We start from the raw sequence: 22621 nt of genomic DNA, 5'->3' as shown, positions 1-22621 counted from the left end.
TGTCTGGGCTTTCACACAGTCCGGCCCCATGGCCTTACACTACACGCCTATGACCACCATCCCCGTTACCCCCATCGCCGAACCCGCCATCAGTTGCTCGACCTGCGCCGCCTGCTGCTGCCAGCTGGAAGTGATGCTGATCACCGATACCGGGGTGCCCGGACGCTTTATCGATATCGACGACTGGGGTGGGGAGGTGATGCGGCGCCTGGATGATGGCTGGTGCGCGGCGCTGGATCGCGACAGCATGCGTTGCACCATCTATGAGCTGCGCCCCTTGATCTGCCGCGAATTCGAATTGGGAGAGGCGGATTGCCTGAACGAACGCCGGGGCATCGCCACGGCGTATCGCTGGGACGGATCAGAGCGGCATCGTGTAGTGCAGGGCGTAGCTTTCGATACCGTCGTTGGGGGAACGCAAGCCGGCGTTGGAGTAATGCGTGGCGCGAATGCCGACTTCATGCCCACCGTTGAAGCGCAGGCCGAAACCGATGCGGTCCTCGAACTGGAAGGATGAACCCAGCTTGTTGTCTTCCACCTGGGTATGGGCAAAAGCCGCGACGCCGATCCCGGCCTCGACGTAAGGCTTGACGCTGTTTCCAGCGAACTCGTAGACCAGTACCGGGGAGAATGACAGGCTGTGGTTGCTCGACTTCTTGTCACCGTCCCAGTAGGTATAGGCGCCGCTCCAATAACCGGTCAGGCGACCGACATCGCTTTGCAGCCAGCTCTTGTCCCAGTCGAATTGCATGCCCAATCGGTAGGTTTGCGTGGAATCTCCGGTTTGGCCCACGGAGAACTCGACACCGGCCGCTTGCGCGGAAAGACTTTGCCCCAACAACGCGGCCGCAAGCGCGGCCAGACCCAACAGTCGCTTCATCAGGAACATCCTTTTATTGAACTATTTTGAACGTTTTTGTACCGCCTGGTAGATAGGCTATAGAAGTCCGCGCCGAACCAGAAGTTCAGCGCCGACAGCGGGATTTAACGTTTTTTTCACAAATCGAAAGACTGCACACTACCGGATTCTTGCCACAGGATGGGCAGTACCTTGGCAAAATGCGGCACATCGCCGCTGGTCCAGAAGCGGGTTTCCCGCACGGGGCCATGGGCGCGCAGGTCGCCCTCGTCGAGCAGGCGCTGCAGTTGGCGGGCAACCGCCGCTCCGGTGTCCACCAGGCTGATGTGCCCTGGCAGCATCCGTGACAGCACGGGTTTGAGAAACGGATAGTGGGTGCAACCCAGGATGATGGTGTCGCAGCCCGCTGCCAGCAGCGGTTCGACATACCCCTGCAGCAATTGGCACAAGGCCGCGCTATGCAGGTCGCCGTTCTCGATCATCTCCACCAGGCCCGGGCAAGGCTGGGTGACGACCTTCACATCGCCGGCAAAACGGTCGAGCAAGGCGGCGAACTTGGCGCTCTGCAGGGTGCCGGTGGTGGCCAGGACCCCGACCACGCCGCTGCGGGTAGCCGCCGCGGCAGGCTTGACCGCCGGCTCCATGCCGACGATGGGCCAATCCGGGAATTCGCGCCGCAGCTCGGCCACGGCGGCGACGGTGGCGGTGTTGCAGGCCAGCACCAGGGCCTTGGCCCCTTGCTCGCGAAAGAAGCGGGCCATCAGGCCGCAGCGCTGGCGGATGAATTCGGGAGTCTTTTCGCCGTAGGGAATGTAGCCGCAGTCGCCCAGATACAGCAGCGACTCATTGGGCAGCAACTGCTGGATCTCCGCCAGGACCGACAAACCGCCGACCCCGGAATCGAAGACCGCCACCGGCGCTTCACTCATGCCGGCCTCCACAGACCTTGCAGCCTGGGTCGCGCTTGACCCGCAGCTCGCGAAAACGCGTACCCAGGGCATCGATCAGCAACAACCTGCCCACCAGCGGCTCGCCGAAACCGGCCAGCAGCTTCAAGGCTTCCAGCGCCTGCAGGCTGCCGACGGTTCCCACCAGCGGCCCCAGGACCCCGGCTTCGCTGCAGGTCAGTTCGGCCTCGCTGCCGTGCCCGTACAGGCAGTGATAGCAAGGACTGTGCGCGAGGCGCGGATCGAATACCGACAACTGCCCTTCCAGGCGAATCGCCGCACCACTGACCAGGGGCCTGCCGGCGGCGACACAGGCGACGTTCACCGCTTCGCGGGTGGAAAAATTGTCACTGCAATCCAGCACCAGGTCCACGCCTGCCACGGCGGCGGCCAGGGAGTCCTCGTCCAGCGCCACCGGATGGGGTACCAGGCGGATCTGCGGGTTGAGGGCAGACAGCCGACCAATGGCCGAGTCCACCTTGCTCGAACCGACGCTGTTGCTGTCATGGATGATCTGGCGCTGCAGGTTGGTCAGATCGACGCTGTCGAAGTCGGCCAGGTGCAGCTCGCCGACCCCGGCCGCTGCCAGGTAGAGCGCCGCAGGAGCGCCAAGGCCGCCGAGGCCGACGATCAACACGCGGCTCTGCTTGAGGCGCAATTGGCCGTCGATGTCGACCTGCTGCAACAGGATCTGCCGGCTATAGCGCAACAGCTCCTCGTCGGTCAGCACGGCAAGCACCCCAGGCTGATGCGTTCATGGCCACCGAGATCGACCCGGCTATGGACTTCGATGAAACCCTGGGCGGTTAGCAACTCGCGTACCGCCGGGGCCTGGTCGTAGCCGTGCTCCAGCATCAACCAGCCACCGGCTTCCAGGTGCAGCGGAGCCTGGGCCACGATCAGGCGCAGGTCATCGAGACCATCCTTGCCGGCCACCAGGGCACTTTCCGGTTCGAAACGCACGTCGCCGGCCGCCAGGTGCGGATCGGCTTCGGCAATGTAGGGCGGGTTGCTGACGATCAAGCTGAAGCGCTGGCCCTGGATCGAATCGAACCAGTGGCTGCTGAGCACCGTGACATTGGCCAGTTGCAGGCGCTGGCGGTTGCGTTCGGCCAGGGCCACGGCTTCCAGCACGCGGTCCAGCGCTGTGACCTGCCAGGCCGGGCGTTCGCTGGCCAGGGCCAGGGCAATGGCGCCACTGCCGGTGCCCAGGTCCAGGACCCGGGCCGGGCCGGCAGGCAACAGTTGCAAGGCGGTCTCCACCAGCAGTTCGGTGTCGGGGCGCGGGATCAGGGTATGGGGAGCCACTTCCAGGTCGAGCTTCCAGAACCCCTGCTGGCCGAGGATGTAGGCCACCGGCTCGCCGGAGCGACGCCGTTGCAGGTATTCACTGAACACCAGGACCGCTTCGCTGGGCACGATGCGCTCCGGCCAGGTATGCAGAAAGCTGCGGGGCTTGCCCAGGGCCGCGGCCAGGAGCAGCTCGGCGTCCAGGCGCGGGGTTGGCGAATCGGGCAGTTGGGCGGCGCGCAACAGGCTGGCGATGATGGTCATTCAATCACCCAATGCGGCAAGTTGGTCGGCCTGGTACTCGGCCAGCAGCGGCTCGATCACCGCTTCCACGCCACCGGCGATGATTTCGTCCAGGGAATACAAGGTCAGGTTGACCCGGTGGTCGGTGACACGCCCCTGGGGAAAGTTGTAGGTGCGGATACGTTCGGAGCGGTCGCCCGAACCCACCAGCAGCTTGCGCTCGCTGGCAATGGCGCTGGCCGCCGCACTGGCCTGCTGGTCATTGAGCTTGGCCGACAACCAGGACAGGGCCCGCGCACGGTTCTTGTGCTGGGAGCGTTCTTCCTGGCACTCCACCACGATGCCGGTGGGCAAGTGGGTGATGCGGATGGCCGAGTCGGTCTTGTTCACGTGCTGGCCGCCGGCACCGGAAGAACGATAGGTATCGATGCGCAAGTCCGCCGGGTTGATCTCGATGGCTTCCTGTTCATCCGGTTCGGGCAGTACCGCCACGGTGCAGGCCGAGGTATGGATGCGCCCCTGGGACTCGGTGGCCGGCACTCGCTGTACGCGGTGCGCCCCGGACTCGAACTTCAGCTTGCCGTAGACGTTCTCGCCCTCGACCCGGGCGATGATTTCCTTGTAGCCGCCGTGCTCGCCCTCGTTCTCGGAGAGAATCTCCAGGCGCCAGCCACGCCGCTCGGCATAACGCGAATACATGCGAAACAGATCGCCGGAGAAGATCGCCGCCTCGTCACCACCGGTACCGGCACGGATTTCCAGGAACACGTTGCGTCCATCGTTGGGATCCTTGGGCAACAGCATGCGCTGCAGGTTGCTTTCCAGCTCGACCAGTTGTTCCTTGGCCTCGCGGACTTCTTCCACGGCCATCTCCCGCAGGTCCGGATCGCTGTCCTTGAGCAGCGCCTGGGCGCCCTCCAGGTCGGCCTGGACCTTGAGCACCTGCTTGTAGGAGGCGACGATCGGCTCGACTTCCGCGTACTCCTTGGAATAGGCACGGAACTTGGCCTGGTCGGAAATGACCTCGGCATCGCCAAGCAAGGCGGTCAGTTCCTCGAAACGGTCCTGGAGAATGTCCAGCTTACTGAGCAGTGACGCTTTCATTGCGGGGTTTTATCCGAAGAGCCCTCACCGAGGGCAAAGAGTTCTTGGGCCATGGCCAGCGCATCGAGGCGGCCTTCGGCGGAAAGCTTTTTCAACTGCACGCTCGGTGCGTGCAGCAGTTTGTTGGTCAGGCCACGGGCCAGCTGGGCCAGCACGTCTTCGGCACTGCTACCGTTGGTCAGCATGCGCAGGGCCTTCTGCAGCTCCTCGTCACGCAGGCGCTCGCTCTGTTGACGATAGGCCTTGAGCACATCCACTGCCGCCAGCTCGCGCAAGCGCACCATGAAATCCTCGGCGCCGATGTTCACCAGTTCCTCGGCGGCCTGTGCCGCGCCCTGGCGGCTCTTGAGGTTTTCTGCGACCACTTCGTGAAGATCGTCGACGGTATAGAGGTAAACGTCGTCCAACTCGCCGACTTCCGGCTCGATATCCCGGGGAACCGCGATATCCACCATGAAAATCGGCTTGTGCTTGCGCAGCTTCAGGGCGCTCTCCACCGCACCCTTGCCCAGGATCGGCAGCTGGCTCGCAGTGGAACTGATGACGATATCGCTGTGCACCAGCTCCTGGGGGATGTCCGAGAGCAGCACCGCATGGGCGCCGAACTGCTCCGCCAGCTGGCTGGCGCGCTCCAGGGTGCGGTTGGCCACCACGATGCGCTTGACGCCCAGTTCGTGCAGGTGCCGGGCGACCAGGGTGATGGTCTCGCCCGCGCCGATCAACAGCGCCTGGCTGCGCTGCAGGTCGCTGAAGATCTGCTTGGCCAGGCTCACTGCGGCGAAAGCCACGGATACGGGGTTTTCACCGATGGCGGTATCGGTGCGGACCTGCTTGGCGGCATTGAAGGTCGCCTGGAACAGCCGTCCCAGCAAGGGGCCGACGGTGCCGGCCTCACGGGCCACGGCATAGGCGGACTTCATCTGCCCGAGGATCTGCGGCTCGCCCAGCACCAGCGAGTCCAGGCCGGAGGCCACGCGCATCATGTGACGAACTGCCGCATCGTCTTCATGTACATAGGCACTGGCGCGCAGGTCGTCCAGGCTCAGATGGTGGTATTCCGCCAGCCAGCGCAGTACCACATCGGCCGAAAGATGATCCTGTTCTACATAGAGCTCACTGCGGTTGCAGGTGGAGAGGATCGCAGCTTCGCGGCTGTCGGTGAGTCGGCAGAGCTGCTGCAAGGCCTCAACCAACTGCTCAGGGGTAAAGGCCACGCGCTCGCGGACGTCTACAGAAGCAGTCTTGTGGTTAATACCAAGTGCAAGGAAGGCCATTCAAGGTCGCTGATGATGTCGAGAAGCCGGCAATTGTCCTACTTCGACAGATTCAGAACAACTCCCGCCGACTATTGTCCTAATAGACTGCCTCTGTTCTGGCATCCCGTTGAGTCTCGGTTATGTTTGGCCGAAGGCTTGTGTCATGATGATCCGACCGCAGGTTAGTCGCCCTCTTCCTATATGAATAGATCCTCCGCGTTGCTCCTCGCCCTTGTCTTCCTCAGCGGATGCCAATCCCTGGCCCCTGTTTCATCGGACGCCACGTCGTCGGTGGAAGACAGCACCCCGACCCCTGAAAAGCCCAAGGTCTACTCCTCGTTCAGCGAAGACACCGTCTTCAGCCTGCTGAGCGCCGAGCTGGCGGGCCAGCGCAATCGCTTCGACATTGCCCTGGACAACTACGTGACCCAGGCCATCAACACCCAGGACCCGGGCATCTCCGAGCGGGCCTTTCGCATCGCCGAGTACCTGGGCGCCGACCAAGCGGCCCTGGATACATCGCTGATCTGGGCGAAAAACGCCCCCGACGACCTCGAGGCACAGCGTGCGGCCGCCATCCAGCTGGCCCGCGCCGGGCGCTATGACGATTCCATGCTTTATATGGAGAAGGTCCTGCAGGGCAAGGGCGATACCCATTTCGACTTCCTGGCCCTGTCCGCCGCCGATACCGATCAGGAAACCCGTGACGGCCTGATGAAAGGTTTCGACCGCTTACTGCAAAAGCACCCACACAACAGCCAGCTGATTTTCGGCAAGGCCCTGCTGATGCAACAGGATGGCGACGCCAAGGAAGCCCTGGCCCTGCTGGAGGAGAATCCGCCGGAAGACGGCGAAGTGGCGCCGCTGCTGTTGCGCGCCCGCCTGCTGCAAAGCCTGAACCGCGGCAAGGAAGCGCTGCCGCTGCTGGAAAAAAGCATCCGCAAGTACCCGGATGACAAGCGCCTGCGCCTGACCTACGCCCGCATGCTGGTGGAGCAGGACCGCATGGAAGATGCCAAGGCGCAGTTCTCGAGCCTGGTCCAGCAGTACCCCGAGGACGACGAACTACGCTACTCCCTGGCGCTGGTGTGCCTGGAAGCCAAGGCCTGGGACGAGGCCAAGGGCTACCTCGAGGACCTGATCGCCCGGGAAAGCCATGAAGATTCCGCGCACCTGAACCTGGGCCGGATCGCCGAAGAACTCAACGACCCGCAAGGGGCGCTGGCCGAGTATGCCCAGGTCGGCCCGGGCAACGACTACCTGCCGGCGCAACTGCGCCAGGCCGACATCCTGATGAACAACGGCCGTACCGATGAAGCGCAAAAACGCTTGGTGGCGGCTCGCGACGCTCAACCCGACTACGCCATCCAGCTGTATCTGATCGAAGTCGAGACCCTGTCGGCGAACAACCAGGGGCCGCGCGCCTGGAGCGTCATCCAGCAGGCGCTGAAGCAGTATCCCGACGACGTGAACCTGCTCTACACCCGCGCCATGCAGGCCGAGAAACGCAATGACCTGGGGCAGCTGGAAAAGGACCTGCGCCTGATCATCCAGCGCGAACCGGACAACGCCATGGCACTGAACGCCCTGGGCTATACCTTGTCCGATCGTACGACTCGTTATGCCGAGGCCAAGGCCCTGATCGAACAGGCCCACCAGCTGACGCCGGACGATCCGGCGGTGCTCGACAGCCTGGGCTGGGTGAACTATCGCCTGGGCAACCTGGACGAGGCCGAACGCCTTCTGCGCCAGGCCCTGGAGCGCTTCCCCGACCCGGAAGTCGCGGCGCACCTGGGTGAAGTCCTGTGGCATAACGACAAGCAGCGCGAAGCCCGGCAGATCTGGAGCAAGTTCCTCAAGGACCAGCCGGACAACCCCGTGCTGCGCCAGACCATCAAACGCCTGACCGGATCAGAGACTCTTTAAGACCATGCTCGTGCGCCACTTCATCGTTTTCAGCTTCATTGCCCTGCTGGCCGGCTGCGCCGGTTTCGGCGCCCGCGAATCCGTCCAGGGCCAGGGCAACCCGGCGCAATGGCGCCAGCACAAGGACCAGTTGAGTGGTCTCGATGGCTGGCAGATCAACGGCAAGATCGGCATCCGTGCCCCCAAGGACTCCGGCAGCGGCACGCTGTTCTGGCTGCAACGCCAGGATTACTACGACATCCGCCTGTCCGGCCCGCTGGGCCGCGGCGCCGCACGCCTGACCGGTCGCCCGGGCCAGGTCAGCCTCGAAGTGGCCAACCAGGGCCGCTACGAAGCCAGCAGTCCGGAGTCGCTGCTGGAAGAACAACTGGGCTGGAAACTGCCGGTGTCCCACCTGGGCTGGTGGGTTCGTGGCCTGCCCGCCCCGGGTAGCAAGAGCCGCCTGACCCTGGATGGCGACAGCCACCTGGCGAGCCTGGAACAGGACGGCTGGCAAGTGGAGTACAGCAGCTACTCGCAGCAGAACGGCTACTGGTTGCCCGAGCGGATCAAGCTGCATGGCAGCGACCTTGACGTCACCTTGGTGATCAAGGAATGGCAACCACGCAAGCTGGGGCAATGACATGAGCGTGCAAAAGCTGACCCTGCCCTCCCCGGCCAAGCTCAACCTGATGCTGCATATCCTGGGACGTCGCGCAGACGGTTATCACGAATTGGAGACGCTGTTCCAATTCCTCGACTACGGCGACGAAATCACTTTCGCCGTACGTGATGACGGGGTGATCCGCCTGCATACCGAGTTCGAAGGCGTCCCCCACGACAGCAACCTGATCGTCAAGGCCGCGAAGAAACTCCAAGAACAATCCGGCTGCGCCCTGGGTATCGACATCTGGATCGACAAGATCCTGCCCATGGGTGGCGGCATCGGTGGCGGCAGCTCCAATGCCGCCACCACCCTGCTGGGCCTGAACCATCTCTGGCAACTGGACTGGGATGAAGACCGCCTGGCGGCACTGGGTTTGACCCTGGGCGCCGACGTACCGGTGTTCGTCCGTGGGCATGCGGCATTCGCCGAGGGCGTCGGGGAAAAACTCAGCCCCGAATACCCCGAGGAGCCGTGGTACCTCGTGCTGGTCCCGCAAGTCTCTGTAAGTACAGCAGAAATTTTTTCCGATCCGCTGTTGACACGTGACAGCGCGCCCATTAAAGTGCGCCCCGTTCCCAAGGGAAACAGCAGAAACGACTGCCTTCCGGTAGTCGCAAGGCGTTATCCAGAAGTACGTAACGCATTGAATTTGCTAGGTAAATTTACCGAAGCAAAACTGACTGGAACTGGAAGTTGTGTGTTTGGGGGCTTCCCAAGCAAAGCTGAAGCTGATAAAGTCTCGGCCCTTCTTACAGAGACCCTTACAGGGTTTGTAGCAAAAGGGAGCAACGTTTCGATGTTGCATCGCAAGCTGCAAACACTGCTCTAACGGAAACGAGTGCCAGGCACTCGAAGCAACAGATACAGGGGCGTCGCCAAGCGGTAAGGCAGCAGGTTTTGATCCTGCCATGCGTTGGTTCGAATCCAGCCGCCCCTGCCATTTTCCTTATACTCATCCAGGTATACCCTCAGCCTTCAGGTACTGCGCGTGTCCAAGATGATGGTCTTTACGGGGAACGCCAACCCCGATCTGGCTCGGCGTGTCGTACGTCAGCTGCATATCCCTCTCGGTGACATTTCTGTTGGAAAATTTTCCGACGGCGAAATTACTGCCGAGATCAATGAAAATGTCCGCGGTAAAGACGTCTTCATTATTCAGCCGACCTGCGCTCCGACCAACGATAACCTGATGGAACTCGTCGTGATGGCTGATGCCTTCCGTCGTTCCTCGGCTACTCGTATCACTGCTGTTATTCCTTATTTTGGTTATGCCCGTCAGGATCGCCGTCCGCGTTCCGCACGTGTGGCTATCAGCGCGAAAGTCGTGGCTGACATGCTCACCGTTGTCGGCATCGACCGTGTTCTCACGGTTGACCTGCATGCTGACCAGATCCAGGGTTTCTTCGATATCCCGGTAGATAACATCTACGGTTCCCCAGTCCTGGTGGACGATATCGAAGACCAGCGTTTCGAAAACCTGATGATCGTCTCCCCGGACATCGGCGGCGTCGTGCGTGCACGTGCCGTGGCCAAGTCCCTGGGCGTTGATCTCGGGATCATCGACAAGCGTCGTGAGAAAGCCAATCACTCCGAAGTGATGCATATCATCGGCGACGTCGAAGGACGCACCTGCATTCTGGTCGACGACATGGTCGATACCGCCGGCACCCTGTGCCACGCGGCCAAGGCCCTGAAAGAGCATGGCGCCGCCAAGGTCTTCGCCTACTGCACACACCCTGTGCTGTCGGGCCGGGCCATCGAGAACATCGAAAATTCCGTGCTGGACGAGCTGGTGGTGACCAACACCATCCCGCTGTCCGCAGCAGCACAAGCCTGTGCACGTATCCGCCAACTGGATATCGCACCGGTAGTTGCCGAAGCGGTTCGCCGCATCAGCAACGAAGAATCGATCAGCGCGATGTTCCGCTAAGGGCTAGTCCCTGGCAAAACATCTCGATGACGAAAAGCGCCCCGTCCCAACCTAGGTTGGGACGGGGCTTTTTTGCCCGTATCGCCCTTGGCGCTGGTCGCAAACGCCAAGGCGAACGAGGTTATTTTGGAGATACAAAATGAATGATTTTACCCTGAATGCTGAAGTGCGTTCCGACCTGGGGAAAGGTGCGAGCCGCCGCCTGCGTCGTCTCGCCAGCCTGGTTCCAGCTGTTGTTTACGGTGGCGACAAAGCCCCTGAATCCATCAGCATGCTGGCCAAGGAAATTGCCAAGCTGCTGGAAAACGAAGCTGCCTACAGCCACATCATCGAACTGAACGTCGGTGGCACCAAGCAGAACGTCGTGATCAAGGCCCTGCAACGTCACCCGGCCAAAGGCCACGTAATGCACGCCGACTTCGTTCGCGTAGTTGCCGGCCAGAAACTGACCGCCATCGTTCCAGTGCACTTCATCAACGAATCTGCACCTGTGAAGAAAGGCGGCGAGATCTCCCACGTAGTGTCGGAAATCGAAGTTTCCTGCCTGCCGAAAGATCTGCCTGAGTTCATCGAAGTCGACCTGGCTGACGCTGAAATCGGCACCATCGTTCACCTGTCCAACATCAAGGCCCCTAAAGGCGTTGAGTTCGTGGCCCTGGCACACGGCAACGACCTGGCAGTAGCCAACGTCCACGCTCCACGTGTTGCTCCAGAAGCTGCTGAAGGCGCTGCAGAGTAATTTCACTCTGACGCCGGAGTAGCGGAAACATCGCGGACAGTGACGTAGCGAGAAAGCGGGCGAGAACGCGAAGTTTACGCATCATGGTAAATGAGCTGTTGTCGTCCACTTTCGCCGCTGCCAAGCTGCGCGGCGATGTTATCCACAACTCCAGAGAAGGGCCCCTATCGTGACTGCCATAAAACTGATCGTCGGCCTGGGTAATCCAGGCGCTGAATACGAACAGACCCGGCATAACGCAGGGGCCCTTTTTGTTGAGCGCATCGCCGACAAACAAGGTGTGAACCTTGTGGCCGATCGCAAATATTTCGGCCTGACCGGGCGCTTCAGTCACCAGGGTCAGGACATTCGTCTGCTGATTCCCACCACCTACATGAACCGCAGCGGCCAGGCCGTGGCGGCGCTTGCGGGTTTCTTCCGCATCAAGCCCGAAGAAATCCTGGTGGCCCATGACGAACTAGACTTGCCTCCCGGCGTCGCCAAGCTCAAGACCGGCGGCGGACACGGCGGGCACAACGGACTGCGGGACATCATCGCGCAGCTCGGCAACCAGAATACCTTTCACCGCCTGCGGCTCGGCATCGGCCACCCGGGCGTCGCCAGCATGGTTTCGAACTTTGTCCTGGGTCGTGCGCCACGCGCCGAACAGGAAAAACTCGATGCCAGCATCGATTTTGCCCTCGGCGTGCTGCCGGATATCTTCGCCGGTGAATGGAACCGCGCGATGAAAAACCTGCACAGCCAGAAGGCCTGACTCTTACCCGAGGGGAAACACCATGGGATTCAATTGCGGCATCGTCGGCCTGCCCAACGTCGGCAAGTCCACCCTGTTCAACGCCCTGACCAAGTCCGGCATCGCGGCGGAGAACTTCCCCTTCTGCACCATCGAGCCCAACAGCGGCATCGTGCCGATGCCCGACGCGCGCCTGGATGCCCTGGCCGAGATCGTCAAGCCGAACCGCGTCCTGCCGACCACCATGGAATTCGTCGACATCGCCGGCCTGGTGGCAGGTGCATCCAAGGGTGAAGGCCTGGGCAACAAGTTCCTCGCCAACATCCGCGAGACCGATGCCATCGCCCACGTAGTGCGCTGCTTCGAAGACGAGAACGTGATTCACGTCTCCAACAGCGTCGACCCGAAACGCGACATCGAGATCATCGATCTGGAACTGATCTTCGCTGACCTCGACAGCTGCGAGAAACAACTGCAGAAGGTCGCGCGCAATGCCAAGGGCGGCGACAAGGACGCCCTCGCCCAGAAGGCCATTCTCGAGCAGCTGATCCCGCACTTCACCGAAGGCAAGCCGGCACGCAGCCTGATGAAGAACATGAGCGCCGAAGAAAAGGCCGTGATCCGTGGCTTCCACCTGCTGACCAGCAAGCCGGTGATGTACATCGCCAACGTGGCCGAGGATGGCTTCGAGAACAACCCGCACCTGGACGTGGTCAAGGCCATCGCCGAAGAAGAAGGCGCGGTCGTGGTACCGGTATGCAACAAGATCGAAGCCGAGATCGCCGAGCTGGAAGAAGGTGAAGAAAAGGACATGTTCCTCGAGGCCCTGGGCCTGGAAGAGCCTGGCCTGAATCGCGTGATCCGCGCAGGCTACGAACTGCTCAACCTGCAGACCTACTTCACGGCCGGCGTGCAGGAAGTTCGGGCCTGGACCGTTCGCGTCGGCGCCACCGCACCGCAAGCGGCGGGCGTGATCCACACCGACTTCGAAAAAGGCTTCATCCGCGCCGAAGTGGTGGCCTATGACGACTTCATCCAGTTCAAGGGTGAAGCCGGCGCCAAGGAAGCCGGCAAGTGGCGCCTGGAAGGCAAGGAATACATCGTCAAGGATGGCGACGTGATGCACTTCCGCTTCAACGTCTGATCCCCCCGGACGACAGCGACCCCCGTACATCCCCAGGATGCACGGGGGTTTGTTTTTTATGCCCCTGCTTTGCCAGCCCCCGGCCTACTGGCGGGTTGCTCGAACCACCTTGCTGCAAGCAGCTCCCTCCCCCACCCAGGCATTACAGATAAGTAATTTGCCCGCGATGCTGGTGAAAGGTGGCGTTGCGTATCCTTGGCTCCGGATACCAACCAGGAGCCGGGCATGGGGCAGCGGAGAACCACCAACAGTTGCCCGCCAGACACTCCGGGCCTGCCCATGGCTGCAGAAGAACAGCGCATCGACATGCAGTGGATCGATACCCACTGCGCGCAATACTTCCTGGCCAGCGCCCGTTGCGCCTCGTTCAAGCAAGCGGCCCGCAGCTTGAATATCAGTGCGGCAGTGCTACGCAAGAAGCTGCTGGTGCTGGAGCAATGCATAGGCACGCCGCTATTTCTTTACCAAGACAACAAGCTGAGCCTGACCCTGGTGGGCAAGCGCCTGCAAAAAGACCTCTCCAGCCGCCAGGAGCTACGGCCGCCCGGCAAGATCGAGTCCGCCCGCCCGGCCAGCGTGGTCATCGCCGTCGCCGACATGCTGCTGCGAGACGTCCTCACCCGGGACCTAATCACCTTCCTGCGCCGCAACGCCACCTCGCACCTGGAACTGGTTCCGCTGCAAGGAGTGCCTTCGAGCAAGGCCGACATCATGCTGTGGCTGGCCGACCCTGGAAGCCCACGACCGGACCCCGGCTTCGCCACCACCCAACCTATCCGCCTCGCGCAAATCCGCTATTGCGCCCACCTGGCCAAGCGCTATGCCCCCAGGAACGTCCTGCCCTGGCGCCTTGAGCAACTGGATGACTACCTGCTGGTGCAGGTCAGCGGCCACCATGACATACCCGCCCTGGAGCCCTGGAACCGCCTGGTACGCCGTCGCGCCGGCGGTATCGCACAAACCGGCGACCCGCACCTGGCCCTGGATCTGATCAGGAACTGCGCCTGCATCGGCCTGTTGCCTGACTACATTGCCCGACTGGACAAGACCCTGCTCCCGCTGCCGCAGCTGTTCGATGCGCCGCTGCTGCAATACGCCTGGCTCAGCACCCATGCCCAGGCCGCTGCACGCCCCGAAGTCAGGAACCTGGTGGAAGTGATTCAACAGGCCTTCATCAAGCGCCGCGAGTGGTTCTCCCCCTCAGACGCTTGAGCCCGCCGCTTCTGGGGAAGGGAACAAGCCTTATCCCGAGAGTCCCGCCCGCCTCTGGATGGCGTTCTCTGTTTGCCGCGAGCTGGTGCGATAGCCAGCCTCTTCGATCCCACGATCCGGCCCATGACTTTTATCTTTCATGTTCCTGACATATTCCAAGGACCTGGTTCGCCATGCCCCCACCACGCCACGGCCCTTGAAATTCCTGGACTGTGGGATAGCCCCCGCCCGAACGACATAAAAACGTCATGTAAATCAACAAAAAGCTTCATCCGCGCTGACAACTATCCGCCCAGCCAGCCCTACAGGCATGGCCACTCAAGGCAAAAAAGAGAAACGGACGGGAGAGCAGTATGTCGGTCAGAACCACCGGAACCCCAACGGGCTGTGCAGCAGTTTTCGGCCTGTTGGGCATGGCAATCACCCTCACCACACATGCGGGCACAGTCACCACCGACGGCGCCGATATCGTCGTGAAAACCAAAGGTGGCCTGGAAGTGGCCACTACCGACAAGGAGTTCAGCTTCAAGCTGGGCGGACGCTTGCAGGCGGATTATGGCCGCTTCGACGGCTACTACACCCGTAATGGCAATACCGCGGACGCCGCCTACTTCCGCCGAGCCTACCTGGAGCTGGGCGGCACCGCCTACCGCGACTGGAAATACCAGATCAACTACGACCTGTCGCGCAACGTCGGCAATGACAGCACCGGTTACTTCGATGAAGCGACCGTGACCTACACCGGCTTCGCCCCACTGAACCTGAAGATCGGGCGCTTCTACACCGACTTCGGTCTGGAAAAAGCCACCAGCTCCAAGTGGGTCACGGCCCTGGAACGCAACCTGTCCTATGACGCCGCCGAGTGGGTGGGTGACAACAACGGCACGGGGGTCCAAGCCAATGCTGTGCTGGCCAAGCAGGTCTACCTGTCAGGCAGCCTGTTCAGCGAGAACAACAACGATACCGATGGCGACAGCGTCAAGCGCTACAACTTGCGCGGGGTATTCGCGCCTTGGCATGAATCGGGCAACGTCCTGCACCTGGGCCTGCAATACGCCTACCGGGATCTCAAGGACAGTGCCGTCGACACCCGCATTCGTTCGCGCATGGGCATCCGCGGCGTGGAGACCAATGGCGGCAACAGCGCAGGCAGCAACGGCAACCGCGGGGTCTTCGGCGGCGCCACGGCCCAGTCCGGGTTGTGGAAAGGCGACTCGGTCTGGGGGCTCGAAGGGGCTTGGGCCTTGCAGGCCTTCTCGATCCAGGCCGAATACCTGCGCCGTACCCTAAAGGCCGATACCGCGGCCAAGGACCTCAAGGCCTCGGGTTACTACGCACAGCTGGCCTACACCCTCACCGGCGAGCCGCGGATCTACAAGCTCGATGGCGCCAGGTTCGACACCATCAAGCCCGAGGACAAGTCGCTCGGGGCCTGGGAACTGTTCTATCGCTATGACGCCATGAAGGTCGAGGATGACAACGTGGTCGCCAGCAGCGCCTTGCGCAGCGTGGGCGATGCCCAGGGCAAGAGCCATACCCTGGGGGTCAACTGGTATGCCAACGAAGCCCTGAAACTCAGCGCCAACTACATCAAGGCCAGGACCGACAACATCCGCAATGCGGTCGGCGACGACTCCGGCCAGGGCTTGGTCATGCGCATGCAATACGTGTTCTAGACCTACTCGCAACAACAGGGCCGCCCCACTGCCAGGCAATGGGGTAGCCCTGTTGTAACCTCAGAAGTAGGTGGTCGCCCCTGCGAAGAACGCCCTGCCAGGCACATAGAAGTTGGTCGAGCCGTCCCGCAGGTCCTTGTCCAGCAGGTTCTGTACCCCGCCATTCAAGGTCAGCCACTTGGTCAGGGCCAGGTTGGCCGTCAAGTCGTAGGTGGTGTAGGACTGCACGAAGTCATTGCGTATCCCTCGCTGCTTGCCCACATGCTGCGCCGACAGTTCGGTACTCAAGCGATCGTTGACCTGCCAGTCCAGCGCACTGAACAGCGAGAGCTTGGGCGCACTGATCAGGTCCTCGCCGGTGGATAAGTTGCGGCTTTCCAGCATGTAGGTGGCGTTGGTGCGCCAGTTCACCGAGTCGCCCAGCGGAATCCGGGTGGTGCCTTCCCAGCCGCGGGTCCGGGCCTTGTCGATGTTATCCAGCATGGTCCACCAGCGACCCTGGTAGAAATCCAGAGGCGCATATTCGATCTTGTCTCTGAAATCGGTATGGAAATAGGTCAGGCCCAGCTCCCAGTCGTCATGGTTGAAGGACACGCCAATCTCTTTGTTGGTGCTGGTTTCGGGCGTCAGGTCCGGGTTACCGGCCATCCAGCAACTACCCTCCTTGTATCCCAGGGGCTTGAGCGAGCCACAGCCACGGCCACCGGACTCGGTCGCCGCGCCGGCGCTGCCCTCCTTCAGGCTCGGCGCACGAAAGCCCTTGGACACCCCGCCGCGCACCGTCCAGTCCGGATGCGGGTGGTAGACCACATAGGCCCGCGGGCTGTTGTGATTGCCATATTTGTCGCTGTGGTCGAAGCGGTTGCCCAGGGTCAGGGACAGGTTGTCCAGGAGGAACAGCTCATCCTCGATGAAGGCCGCCGAATAATCACCCTTCAGGGTCGAGCCACTGACTGGCGCGCCCTTGTAGTCCACCGGCACCGTGCCCAGGGTGTCGGTGTTGGTCAGCTCTTCACGCTTCCATTGCCCACCGACGGTCAGGCGCTGGTCCACCAGCAACTCGAACGGCATATTCAGGCTGCCTTCGACGATCTTCTCTTCGGAACTGGCCTTGCCCCAGTCGATATCGTTGCGGTACTTGTTCAGGTAGGCATCGAGTTTCGAGGTACCGAAGCTCCACTCCCCGACATGGGACAGGATGTAGCTGTCGCGGATCAGGCGGCTGGGGCCGAACGACTCCCCAACCGCATCCTCGCTTTTTGGAGCCCAGGCACGCTCTACCCCATGTACAGCCTCGAAGGACAGGCTCTGCTCATCATTGATCTGCCAGTCCAGCAGGGCATTCAGGCTCTGGTCCTTGGAGCCTCCAGCCCCGTCGCCATACATGAATTCGCCCTTCGAATCGAGACGGGCCTGAGCCTCGTCCGCCGCGCGCCGGGTCACGTTGGCCCCCAGGCGCAGGCCCAGGGATTCGGTCAGCGGGCCGGACAGGTTGGCACTGTACTGGGTGGTCTGGCCGCGGTCGGAATCCTTGGGCACGGTGATATTGGTGCTGGCCGAACCGCTCCAGGTCCGCGACACCTTGCGGGTGATGATATTGATCACCCCACCCATGGCATCCGAGCCATAAAGCGAGGACATCGGCCCACGGACGATCTCGATGCGCTCGATCATGTTCGGCGAGATCCAGTTCAGGTCCTGGCGCGCCAAGTCACGACGGTAGCTGATATCCCCGGAGCTACCGACCCGCTTGCCGTCCACCAGGATCAGCGTGTACTTGTCGTCCAGCCCCCGCAGCTTGATCTTCGACTGCTCGCCCACCGGGCCGAAACCGCCCGTCACGCCCGGCACCCGGCGCAGCAAGGTGTTGAGGTCATAGACCGGCTGACGTTCGATTTCCTCACGGGTGATGACGCTGACACTGGCCGGCGCATCCTTGAGATCAGTGGCACCACCACTGGCCGTGACGAAGGCGGTATCCAATTCCAGCGATGTCGGCTTGGAGTCATCACCGGTCTCGGCGGCCTGTGCCAGCGGACCAAGCAAGCCGACACCGGCACTCAATAGGAGGGAGTTGAACAGGCAGGAGCTGAGTTTCATTACACGCAATCCTTGTCGAACCAATGCACCTTAACGGTGCGCTAAGGGATAGGGGGACCGGAGTGTAATACTAATGATTATCATTTAGATACGAAAAAGTTACAGAACCGACATATTCAGCCGCGTCTGAATCGAGCTCCTGCGCGCGTGTCGCTTGCTGCCATTGTTCAGCCACTTCCTCGAAGGACCGCCCCAGGCAACTGTCGATCCAGCGCTTGGGCAAATGCCCGTCCGGCCAGATGCACGCCAACGCCAAAACCATTGCCAGGCCCACAAACAAAACGCCCGGGCATGGCCCGGGCGTGTTCGACAGCACTTGGCCTCAGGCCTTGCGAGTCCTGGGCAGGAAGATCGCCAATACGCCGAACAGCGGCAGGAACGAGCACAGGAAATACACATGCTCGATACCGTCCAGGTCCGCCAGGTGCCCCAGTAGGGCCGCACCGATTCCGCCAAAACCGAACATCAGGCCGAAGAATATCCCGGCGATCATGCCCACCTTGCCTGGCACCAGTTCCTGGGCGTAGACCACGATGGCCGAGAATGCCGAGGCCAGGATGAAGCCGATCACCACGCTCAGTACGCTGGTCCAGAAGAGGTCAACATGGGGCAGCAACAGGGTGAACGGCGCCACCCCGAGGATCGAGAACCAGATCACCGCCTTGCGCCCGATCTTGTCGCCGATGGGACCACCGAAGAAGGTCCCCGCCGCCACCGCTCCCAGGAACAGGAACAAGTGCAACTGTGAACTGGCCACCGACAGGTCGAACTTCTCGATCAGGTAGAAGGTGAAGTAGCTGGTGAAGCTGGCCATGTAGAAATACTTGGAGAACACCAGCAGCCCCAGCACCACCAGGGCGCTGATCACTCGCTCCCTGGAGAGCCCGTGGGTCGCTGCCTGGCCCTGCTTGAGCTGGTACAGGCGCAGGTGGTTGGCGTACCAGCGACTGATGGCATACAGCACCACCAGGGCGAAGAGCGCGAACAGGCCGAACCAGGCCACGTTGCCCTGGCCATAGGGAATGATGATCGCCGCCGCCAGCAACGGACCGAACGCGGTGCCAGCATTGCCACCTACCTGGAAGCTCGATTGCGCCAGGCCATAGCGGCCGCCAGACGCCAGCCGCGCCACCCGGGAAGCCTCCGGGTGGAAGGTCGAGGAGCCGATGCCGATCAGCCCCGAAGCCAGCAGGATCAAGCCGAAGCTGCCCACCTGGGACATCATCAGGATGCCGACCAGGGTGCAGATCATTCCCGCCGGTAGCAGGAACGGCTGGGGCCGACGGTCGGTGTAGTAACCCACCCAGGGCTGCAGCAACGATGCCGTGAGCTGGAAGGTCAGGGTGATCAGGCCCACCTGGGTGAAGGTCAGGCCATAGTTGGCCTTGAGCATCGGATAGATCGCCGGCATCACCGCCTGGATCAGGTCGTTGATCAGGTGCGCGAGCGCCACCGCGCCAATGATGCGCAGGACCAGCGGGCTGCCTTGGGAAGCAGGAGAAGCCGTCGTTGCGACAGGCTGGGCATTGCTGATAGCCATAGGATTGTTTCCGTACAACGGGTGGATGCACAGGGGCAGGTGCGTCAATGTGCCACTTTTACCGGCACTCACGCCATCCCCTTAGCTTGCTAACGACCTGTTTCGCTCGCAATGCATCCCTGCATCTCGAGCCGCAGGTTGCGACCCGGGAATGCCAGCAAAGTGGGGATTTTGATAAGCGGTTGATAGCGTGGATATTTTTTTGAAAAAAACGCTTGACGCATGTTCGTTCTGAGCGAATAATGCGCGCCACTTGGCTACATAGCTCAGTTGGTTAGAGCATAGCATTCATAATGCTGGGGTCCGGGGTTCAAGTCCCTGTGTAGCCACCAAGTACCGAAAAACGGCTTACCGCAAGGTAGGCCGTTTTTTTATGCCCGCGAAAAAGTACCCGGGATTACGCCTCATTGATCCACAATCGCGACACCCGCATTGAGCGCCGGCGCAGCCTGGGATAGAACACCCGGGCAGTGTTCGTGAGAGCTGCGCAATCCTCACTTCTAGGGCTCGACCATGACAATAAAAACCACCGGGACTTCCCTCGCCCCCTGGCTGTTCTCGCTTCTGGCCATGACCTGTGCCCCGGCCTTCGCCGACCAGGCCAGCGCGCCATCTTCCAATCTGTTGACCGCCGCCGTGGCCTGGCGACAGACCGCCGCCGAGTTCCAGGCGCTGTACTACCAGGGCTTCAACGTGGCCAGGATGCAACTGGACCAGGCCCTGCAACAACGCAAGGCCGGCGACCGCCCGCTGGCGATCATCAGCGATATCGACGACACCGTGCTCAGCAGCAACAGCTACTGGGGCTACCTGATCAACTCGGACAAGGAGTTCTTCGACGACAACGCCTGGGACCAGTGGGTCGCAGACAACGGCCCGGTCGCCACCCCGGGGGCGCTGGAGTTCCTCAAGTACGCCCAGTCCAAGGGCGTCGAAGTGTTCTACGTCACCAGCCGCGACCAGGGCGAGAAGACCTATGAATACGCCCTGGCCAACCTGCGCCACAACCAGCTGCCGTTCGCCGACGAACAGCACCTGACGGTGTATCGCGACAGCTCCAACAAGGAACCGCGCCAACAGGAAATCGCCAAGGACCACAACGTGGTGGTGATGCTCGGCGACAACCTCAACGACTTCAAACGCAAGTACTACGTGGCCGACGTCCAGCAGCGCAGCCAACTGATGAACGAAGACCGCGAGCAGTTCGGGCGCAAGTTCATCCTCTTCCCCAACCCCACCGACGGCCATTGGCTGAAGGCGATCTTCGGCGACTCCGAACCACCGGCCACCCCGGAGAACCGCGCCAAGTTCAAGGCGGCCGCCGGAGCGAATGCCTGGCAGGAAAAGGCCGCCAAGCCTTAGGCTCCCAGCCCATCCACCATGGCTCGCCCGGGCCATGGTTTCGCCTTTCTCCCACCTCGCAGGCGGTAGATATGAACGCTTCCGAAACCCCGACTCCCCAGCCCCTGCATACCGAACGCCTGGTCCTGCGCAGCGCCGATCAAGACCAAGCCCCGGCCCTGCAGCGTTACCTCCTGGATAACCGCGAGCACCTCGCACCCTGGGAGCCGCTGCGCGACGAGGAGTACTTCCAGCTTGCGGCGGTGGCCCAACGACTACGGGACATGGCAGGCAAAGTCGCCGCCCAAGAGGCACGACACTGGTTGCTGTTCGATCGCGACGAGCAGCGCGTACTGGGCACCTGCAATTTCACCAACATCGTGCGAGGTGCGTTCCAGGCCTGCCACCTGGGTTTCGCCCTGGCCCGACACGCCCAGGGCCGAGGCCTGATGCACGAAGCCCTGCAAGCGGCCATCGGCCATGCCTTCGATGAGCTGCAACTGCATCGGCTCATGGCCAACCACCGCCCCGAGAACCTGCGCAGTGCCCAACTGCTTGCGCGCCTGGGCTTCGAACAAGAGGGCCGGGCCCGCGCCTACCTGAAGATCAACGGTGAATGGGCCGACCATGTGCTGACCGCGTTGATCAACCCTCGGCCGATGTAGGTCGGCCATCCATCAACAGGAGCGCAACGCAAAAAAAACCGCAGCCAGCTGCGGTTTTTTTCATGGTCAGTTGAATGGCTGTGGCCGTGGAGTCTGTGCCGAGGAAGGCGGCAGCATCGGCAGCTTGAAGTCCGGCTGGTCGCCGGTCAGGGTCTCCAGGAACGCGACAATCTGGCCGACCTCCGAGGTGTCCAGCTTGCGTCCCAGTTGCAGGCGGGCCATGACGTCCACCGCCTCGTCCAGGGTCCAGTAGGCACCGTCGTGGAAGTAGGGATAGGTCAGCGCCACGTTGCGCAGGGTCGGGACCTTGAAGCGCATCCGGTCGGCGTCCTTGCCGGTCAGCCCGGCAACGCCCTGGGCCGGGTTCTTGGTCACGTAGGGCTCGATCATGCCCATCTTCTGGAACGAGCTGCCGCCCACTGCCTCGCCGTTGTGGCAGGCCACGCAGCCGATGGACTTGAACAACTGGTAGCCCTTGAGCGCGGTGGGGCTGATGGCCGCCTGGTCGCCTTGCAGCCAGCGGTCGAAGGGCGCGTTGGGGGTCACCAGGGTGTCTTCGAAGGCCGCGATGGCGTTGGTCACGTCATCGAACTTGATGCCATCGTCACCGTAGACCCGCTTGAACGAGGCCCGGTACTGCGGGATGGAGCGCAATACATCCACCGCCAGGTCGTGGGTGAAGCCCATCTCCCCCGGGTTGGCGATGGGGCCGCCGGCCTGCTCCTGGAGCGTGTCGGCGCGGCCGTCCCAATACTGCGCAAAACTCAGGCCCGAGTTAAGCACCGTGGGCGAGTTGATCGGCCCCTGGTGCCAGTTGTGGCCGATGGAGGTCGGCAGGTTGTCGCTGCCACCCATGCTCAGGTTGTGGCAGGAGTTGCAAGAAATGAAACCGGACTTGGACAAGCGCGGGTCGAAGAACAATTGCTTGCCCAGCTCCACCTTGTCGACATCCGTGATCTTCGCCGGCTGCACCGGCTGGATCGGTTCGCTGGGCGGCGCTCCCCACGCCTGGCTCCCCCACAGCAATCCGAAAACAAGCAACCACTTACTCGTGTACATGGCGTCCTCTCATCAGGCTTTATGGTTTGCCACCAACCATGTGCCCAACGGCTGCCAGGTGCCCTGATTCAGGTCAATCGGTGCAGGTTGAAGCGCCCAGCCGGTCGCACAAGGCCGGGGGTTGCCGGCCGGTGAAGCCCAACGCTGCTTGCTACTGCTGTACATTGCTCCCACGGACGACACCTCACTTCCCTTGCGAACGGAGCTCAAC

At 61.9% G+C, this 22621-nt stretch carries 20 protein-coding genes, 2 tRNA genes and 1 pseudogene; 14 read left to right on the top strand and 9 right to left on the bottom strand.

Annotated features, from left to right (window positions below; all coding sequences use genetic code 11):
- Window positions 1-49: 49 nt before the first annotated feature.
- A pseudogene (locus tag GDH07_RS17150) lies at window positions 50-352 on the top strand (YkgJ family cysteine cluster protein); the annotation flags it as partial.
- 9 nt (window positions 353-361) lie between these two features.
- Here GDH07_RS17150 and GDH07_RS17145 read toward each other — a convergent pair.
- From GDH07_RS17145 to hemA, 6 genes are all read right to left on the bottom strand, one after another.
- Window positions 362-880, bottom strand: coding sequence for an acyloxyacyl hydrolase (locus GDH07_RS17145; RefSeq protein ID WP_022640889.1), 519 nt, complete (start codon window positions 878-880; stop codon window positions 362-364).
- A gap of 116 nt (window positions 881-996) precedes the next feature.
- A complete protein-coding gene (gene murI / locus GDH07_RS17140; protein WP_152898364.1) occupies window positions 997-1788 on the bottom strand; it encodes a glutamate racemase in 792 nt (263 codons plus the stop codon).
- Complete coding sequence (locus GDH07_RS17135) at window positions 1781-2536, bottom strand: molybdopterin-synthase adenylyltransferase MoeB (protein WP_343038274.1); 756 nt, start codon at window positions 2534-2536, stop codon at window positions 1781-1783. The genes murI and GDH07_RS17135 overlap by 8 nt, the downstream gene beginning before the upstream one ends.
- The gene (gene prmC, locus GDH07_RS17130) at window positions 2530-3360 is read right to left on the bottom strand and encodes a peptide chain release factor N(5)-glutamine methyltransferase (RefSeq protein ID WP_022640892.1); all 831 of its coding nucleotides are present in this window, start codon (window positions 3358-3360) and stop codon (window positions 2530-2532) included. Before prmC ends, GDH07_RS17135 begins: the two co-directional genes overlap by 7 nt.
- Complete coding sequence (prfA, locus tag GDH07_RS17125) at window positions 3361-4443, bottom strand: peptide chain release factor 1 (RefSeq protein WP_022640893.1); 1083 nt, start codon at window positions 4441-4443, stop codon at window positions 3361-3363. It abuts the gene before it with no gap.
- Window positions 4440-5717 carry a glutamyl-tRNA reductase gene (gene hemA / locus GDH07_RS17120; RefSeq protein WP_031320508.1) on the bottom strand — a complete coding sequence of 426 codons (1278 nt, stop codon included), beginning with the start codon at window positions 5715-5717 and terminating at the stop codon, window positions 4440-4442. The genes prfA and hemA overlap by 4 nt, the downstream gene beginning before the upstream one ends.
- A gap of 183 nt (window positions 5718-5900) precedes the next feature.
- Between hemA and GDH07_RS17115 the strand changes: the two genes are divergently transcribed.
- The 10 genes from GDH07_RS17115 (at window position 5901) to GDH07_RS17070 (ending at window position 15705) form a co-directional block, all read left to right on the top strand.
- Window positions 5901-7625, top strand: coding sequence for a tetratricopeptide repeat protein (locus GDH07_RS17115; protein ID WP_152898363.1), 1725 nt, complete (start codon window positions 5901-5903; stop codon window positions 7623-7625).
- Window positions 7626-7629: 4 nt separating this feature from the next.
- On the top strand, window positions 7630-8247 hold the full coding sequence (gene lolB / locus GDH07_RS17110; RefSeq protein ID WP_022640896.1) for a lipoprotein insertase outer membrane protein LolB: 618 nt from the start codon (window positions 7630-7632) through the stop codon (window positions 8245-8247).
- Between the two features lies 1 nt (window position 8248).
- Window positions 8249-9100: a 4-(cytidine 5'-diphospho)-2-C-methyl-D-erythritol kinase gene (ispE, locus tag GDH07_RS17105; protein WP_022640897.1), complete on the top strand. Its 852-nt coding sequence runs from the start codon at window positions 8249-8251 to the stop codon at window positions 9098-9100.
- Between the two features lie 36 nt (window positions 9101-9136).
- Window positions 9137-9211: transfer RNA gene (locus tag GDH07_RS17100), tRNA-Gln, on the top strand.
- A 48-nt stretch (window positions 9212-9259) separates the two neighbouring features.
- On the top strand, window positions 9260-10201 hold the full coding sequence (locus GDH07_RS17095; RefSeq protein ID WP_003171603.1) for a ribose-phosphate pyrophosphokinase: 942 nt from the start codon (window positions 9260-9262) through the stop codon (window positions 10199-10201).
- Window positions 10202-10340: 139 nt separating this feature from the next.
- Window positions 10341-10940 (top strand): 50S ribosomal protein L25/general stress protein Ctc, encoded by a 600-nt coding sequence (locus tag GDH07_RS17090; protein ID WP_022640899.1) that lies wholly within the window; start codon window positions 10341-10343, stop codon window positions 10938-10940.
- Between the two features lie 169 nt (window positions 10941-11109).
- On the top strand, window positions 11110-11694 hold the full coding sequence (pth, locus tag GDH07_RS17085; RefSeq protein ID WP_031320511.1) for an aminoacyl-tRNA hydrolase: 585 nt from the start codon (window positions 11110-11112) through the stop codon (window positions 11692-11694).
- Between the two features lie 22 nt (window positions 11695-11716).
- Window positions 11717-12817: a redox-regulated ATPase YchF gene (gene ychF / locus GDH07_RS17080; protein WP_022640901.1), complete on the top strand. Its 1101-nt coding sequence runs from the start codon at window positions 11717-11719 to the stop codon at window positions 12815-12817.
- 225 nt (window positions 12818-13042) lie between these two features.
- The gene (locus GDH07_RS17075) at window positions 13043-14029 is read left to right on the top strand and encodes a LysR family transcriptional regulator (RefSeq protein WP_152898362.1); all 987 of its coding nucleotides are present in this window, start codon (window positions 13043-13045) and stop codon (window positions 14027-14029) included.
- A 353-nt stretch (window positions 14030-14382) separates the two neighbouring features.
- Window positions 14383-15705, top strand: a complete 1323-nt coding sequence (locus tag GDH07_RS17070) for an OprO/OprP family phosphate-selective porin (RefSeq protein ID WP_152898361.1) — start codon at window positions 14383-14385, stop codon at window positions 15703-15705.
- 60 nt (window positions 15706-15765) lie between these two features.
- Here the strand turns inward: GDH07_RS17070 and GDH07_RS17065 are convergent, their stop codons facing one another.
- Window positions 15766-17805 (bottom strand): TonB-dependent receptor domain-containing protein, encoded by a 2040-nt coding sequence (locus GDH07_RS17065; protein ID WP_152898360.1) that lies wholly within the window; start codon window positions 17803-17805, stop codon window positions 15766-15768.
- Window positions 17806-18127: 322 nt separating this feature from the next.
- A complete protein-coding gene (locus tag GDH07_RS17060; protein ID WP_152898359.1) occupies window positions 18128-19345 on the bottom strand; it encodes an MFS transporter in 1218 nt (405 codons plus the stop codon).
- A gap of 255 nt (window positions 19346-19600) precedes the next feature.
- On the opposite strand from GDH07_RS17060, the gene GDH07_RS17055 reads away from it, so the two are divergent.
- The 3 genes from GDH07_RS17055 to GDH07_RS17045 all read left to right on the top strand — a co-directional run bounded on the left by GDH07_RS17055 (window position 19601) and on the right by GDH07_RS17045 (window position 21351).
- Window positions 19601-19677, top strand: a tRNA-Met gene (locus tag GDH07_RS17055).
- Between the two features lie 181 nt (window positions 19678-19858).
- Complete coding sequence (locus GDH07_RS17050; RefSeq protein WP_152898358.1) at window positions 19859-20707, top strand: 5'-nucleotidase, lipoprotein e(P4) family; 849 nt, start codon at window positions 19859-19861, stop codon at window positions 20705-20707.
- A gap of 71 nt (window positions 20708-20778) precedes the next feature.
- Window positions 20779-21351 (top strand): GNAT family N-acetyltransferase, encoded by a 573-nt coding sequence (locus GDH07_RS17045; RefSeq protein ID WP_152898357.1) that lies wholly within the window; start codon window positions 20779-20781, stop codon window positions 21349-21351.
- Window positions 21352-21417: 66 nt separating this feature from the next.
- Here the strand turns inward: GDH07_RS17045 and GDH07_RS17040 are convergent, their stop codons facing one another.
- Entirely contained in the window at window positions 21418-22410 is a 993-nt protein-coding gene (locus tag GDH07_RS17040; RefSeq protein ID WP_031320517.1) for a cytochrome-c peroxidase, read from the bottom strand.
- Window positions 22411-22621 lie beyond the last annotated feature (211 nt).

Origin of the sequence: Pseudomonas piscis, assembly GCF_009380155.1 — a bacterium.
GTDB lineage: Bacteria > Pseudomonadota > Gammaproteobacteria > Pseudomonadales > Pseudomonadaceae > Aquipseudomonas > Aquipseudomonas piscis.
Note: the sequence above shows the minus strand (reverse complement) of the source record. Positions and strands in the feature narration are given on the sequence as shown.

Bases quoted from the DNA above. Each gene is read 5' to 3' on its own strand.
- GDH07_RS17145 (WP_022640889.1), bottom strand. From the start codon at position 880: ATGAAGCGACTGTTGGGTCTGGCCGCGCTTGCGGCCGCGTTGTTGGGG.
- murI (WP_152898364.1), bottom strand. From the start codon at position 1,788: ATGAGTGAAGCGCCGGTGGCGGTCTTCGATTCCGGGGTCGGCGGTTTG.
- prmC (WP_022640892.1), bottom strand. From the start codon at position 3,360: ATGACCATCATCGCCAGCCTGTTGCGCGCCGCCCAACTGCCCGATTCG.
- prfA (WP_022640893.1), bottom strand. From the start codon at position 4,443: ATGAAAGCGTCACTGCTCAGTAAGCTGGACATTCTCCAGGACCGTTTC.
- hemA (WP_031320508.1), bottom strand. From the start codon at position 5,717: ATGGCCTTCCTTGCACTTGGTATTAACCACAAGACTGCTTCTGTAGAC.
- GDH07_RS17115 (WP_152898363.1), top strand. From the start codon at position 5,901: ATGAATAGATCCTCCGCGTTGCTCCTCGCCCTTGTCTTCCTCAGCGGA.
- lolB (WP_022640896.1), top strand. From the start codon at position 7,630: ATGCTCGTGCGCCACTTCATCGTTTTCAGCTTCATTGCCCTGCTGGCC.
- ispE (WP_022640897.1), top strand. From the start codon at position 8,249: ATGAGCGTGCAAAAGCTGACCCTGCCCTCCCCGGCCAAGCTCAACCTG.
- GDH07_RS17090 (WP_022640899.1), top strand. From the start codon at position 10,341: ATGAATGATTTTACCCTGAATGCTGAAGTGCGTTCCGACCTGGGGAAA.
- ychF (WP_022640901.1), top strand. From the start codon at position 11,717: ATGGGATTCAATTGCGGCATCGTCGGCCTGCCCAACGTCGGCAAGTCC.
- GDH07_RS17075 (WP_152898362.1), top strand. From the start codon at position 13,043: ATGGGGCAGCGGAGAACCACCAACAGTTGCCCGCCAGACACTCCGGGC.
- GDH07_RS17070 (WP_152898361.1), top strand. From the start codon at position 14,383: ATGTCGGTCAGAACCACCGGAACCCCAACGGGCTGTGCAGCAGTTTTC.
- GDH07_RS17065 (WP_152898360.1), bottom strand. From the start codon at position 17,805: ATGAAACTCAGCTCCTGCCTGTTCAACTCCCTCCTATTGAGTGCCGGT.
- GDH07_RS17060 (WP_152898359.1), bottom strand. From the start codon at position 19,345: ATGGCTATCAGCAATGCCCAGCCTGTCGCAACGACGGCTTCTCCTGCT.
- GDH07_RS17050 (WP_152898358.1), top strand. From the start codon at position 19,859: ATGACAATAAAAACCACCGGGACTTCCCTCGCCCCCTGGCTGTTCTCG.
- GDH07_RS17045 (WP_152898357.1), top strand. From the start codon at position 20,779: ATGAACGCTTCCGAAACCCCGACTCCCCAGCCCCTGCATACCGAACGC.
- GDH07_RS17040 (WP_031320517.1), bottom strand. From the start codon at position 22,410: ATGTACACGAGTAAGTGGTTGCTTGTTTTCGGATTGCTGTGGGGGAGC.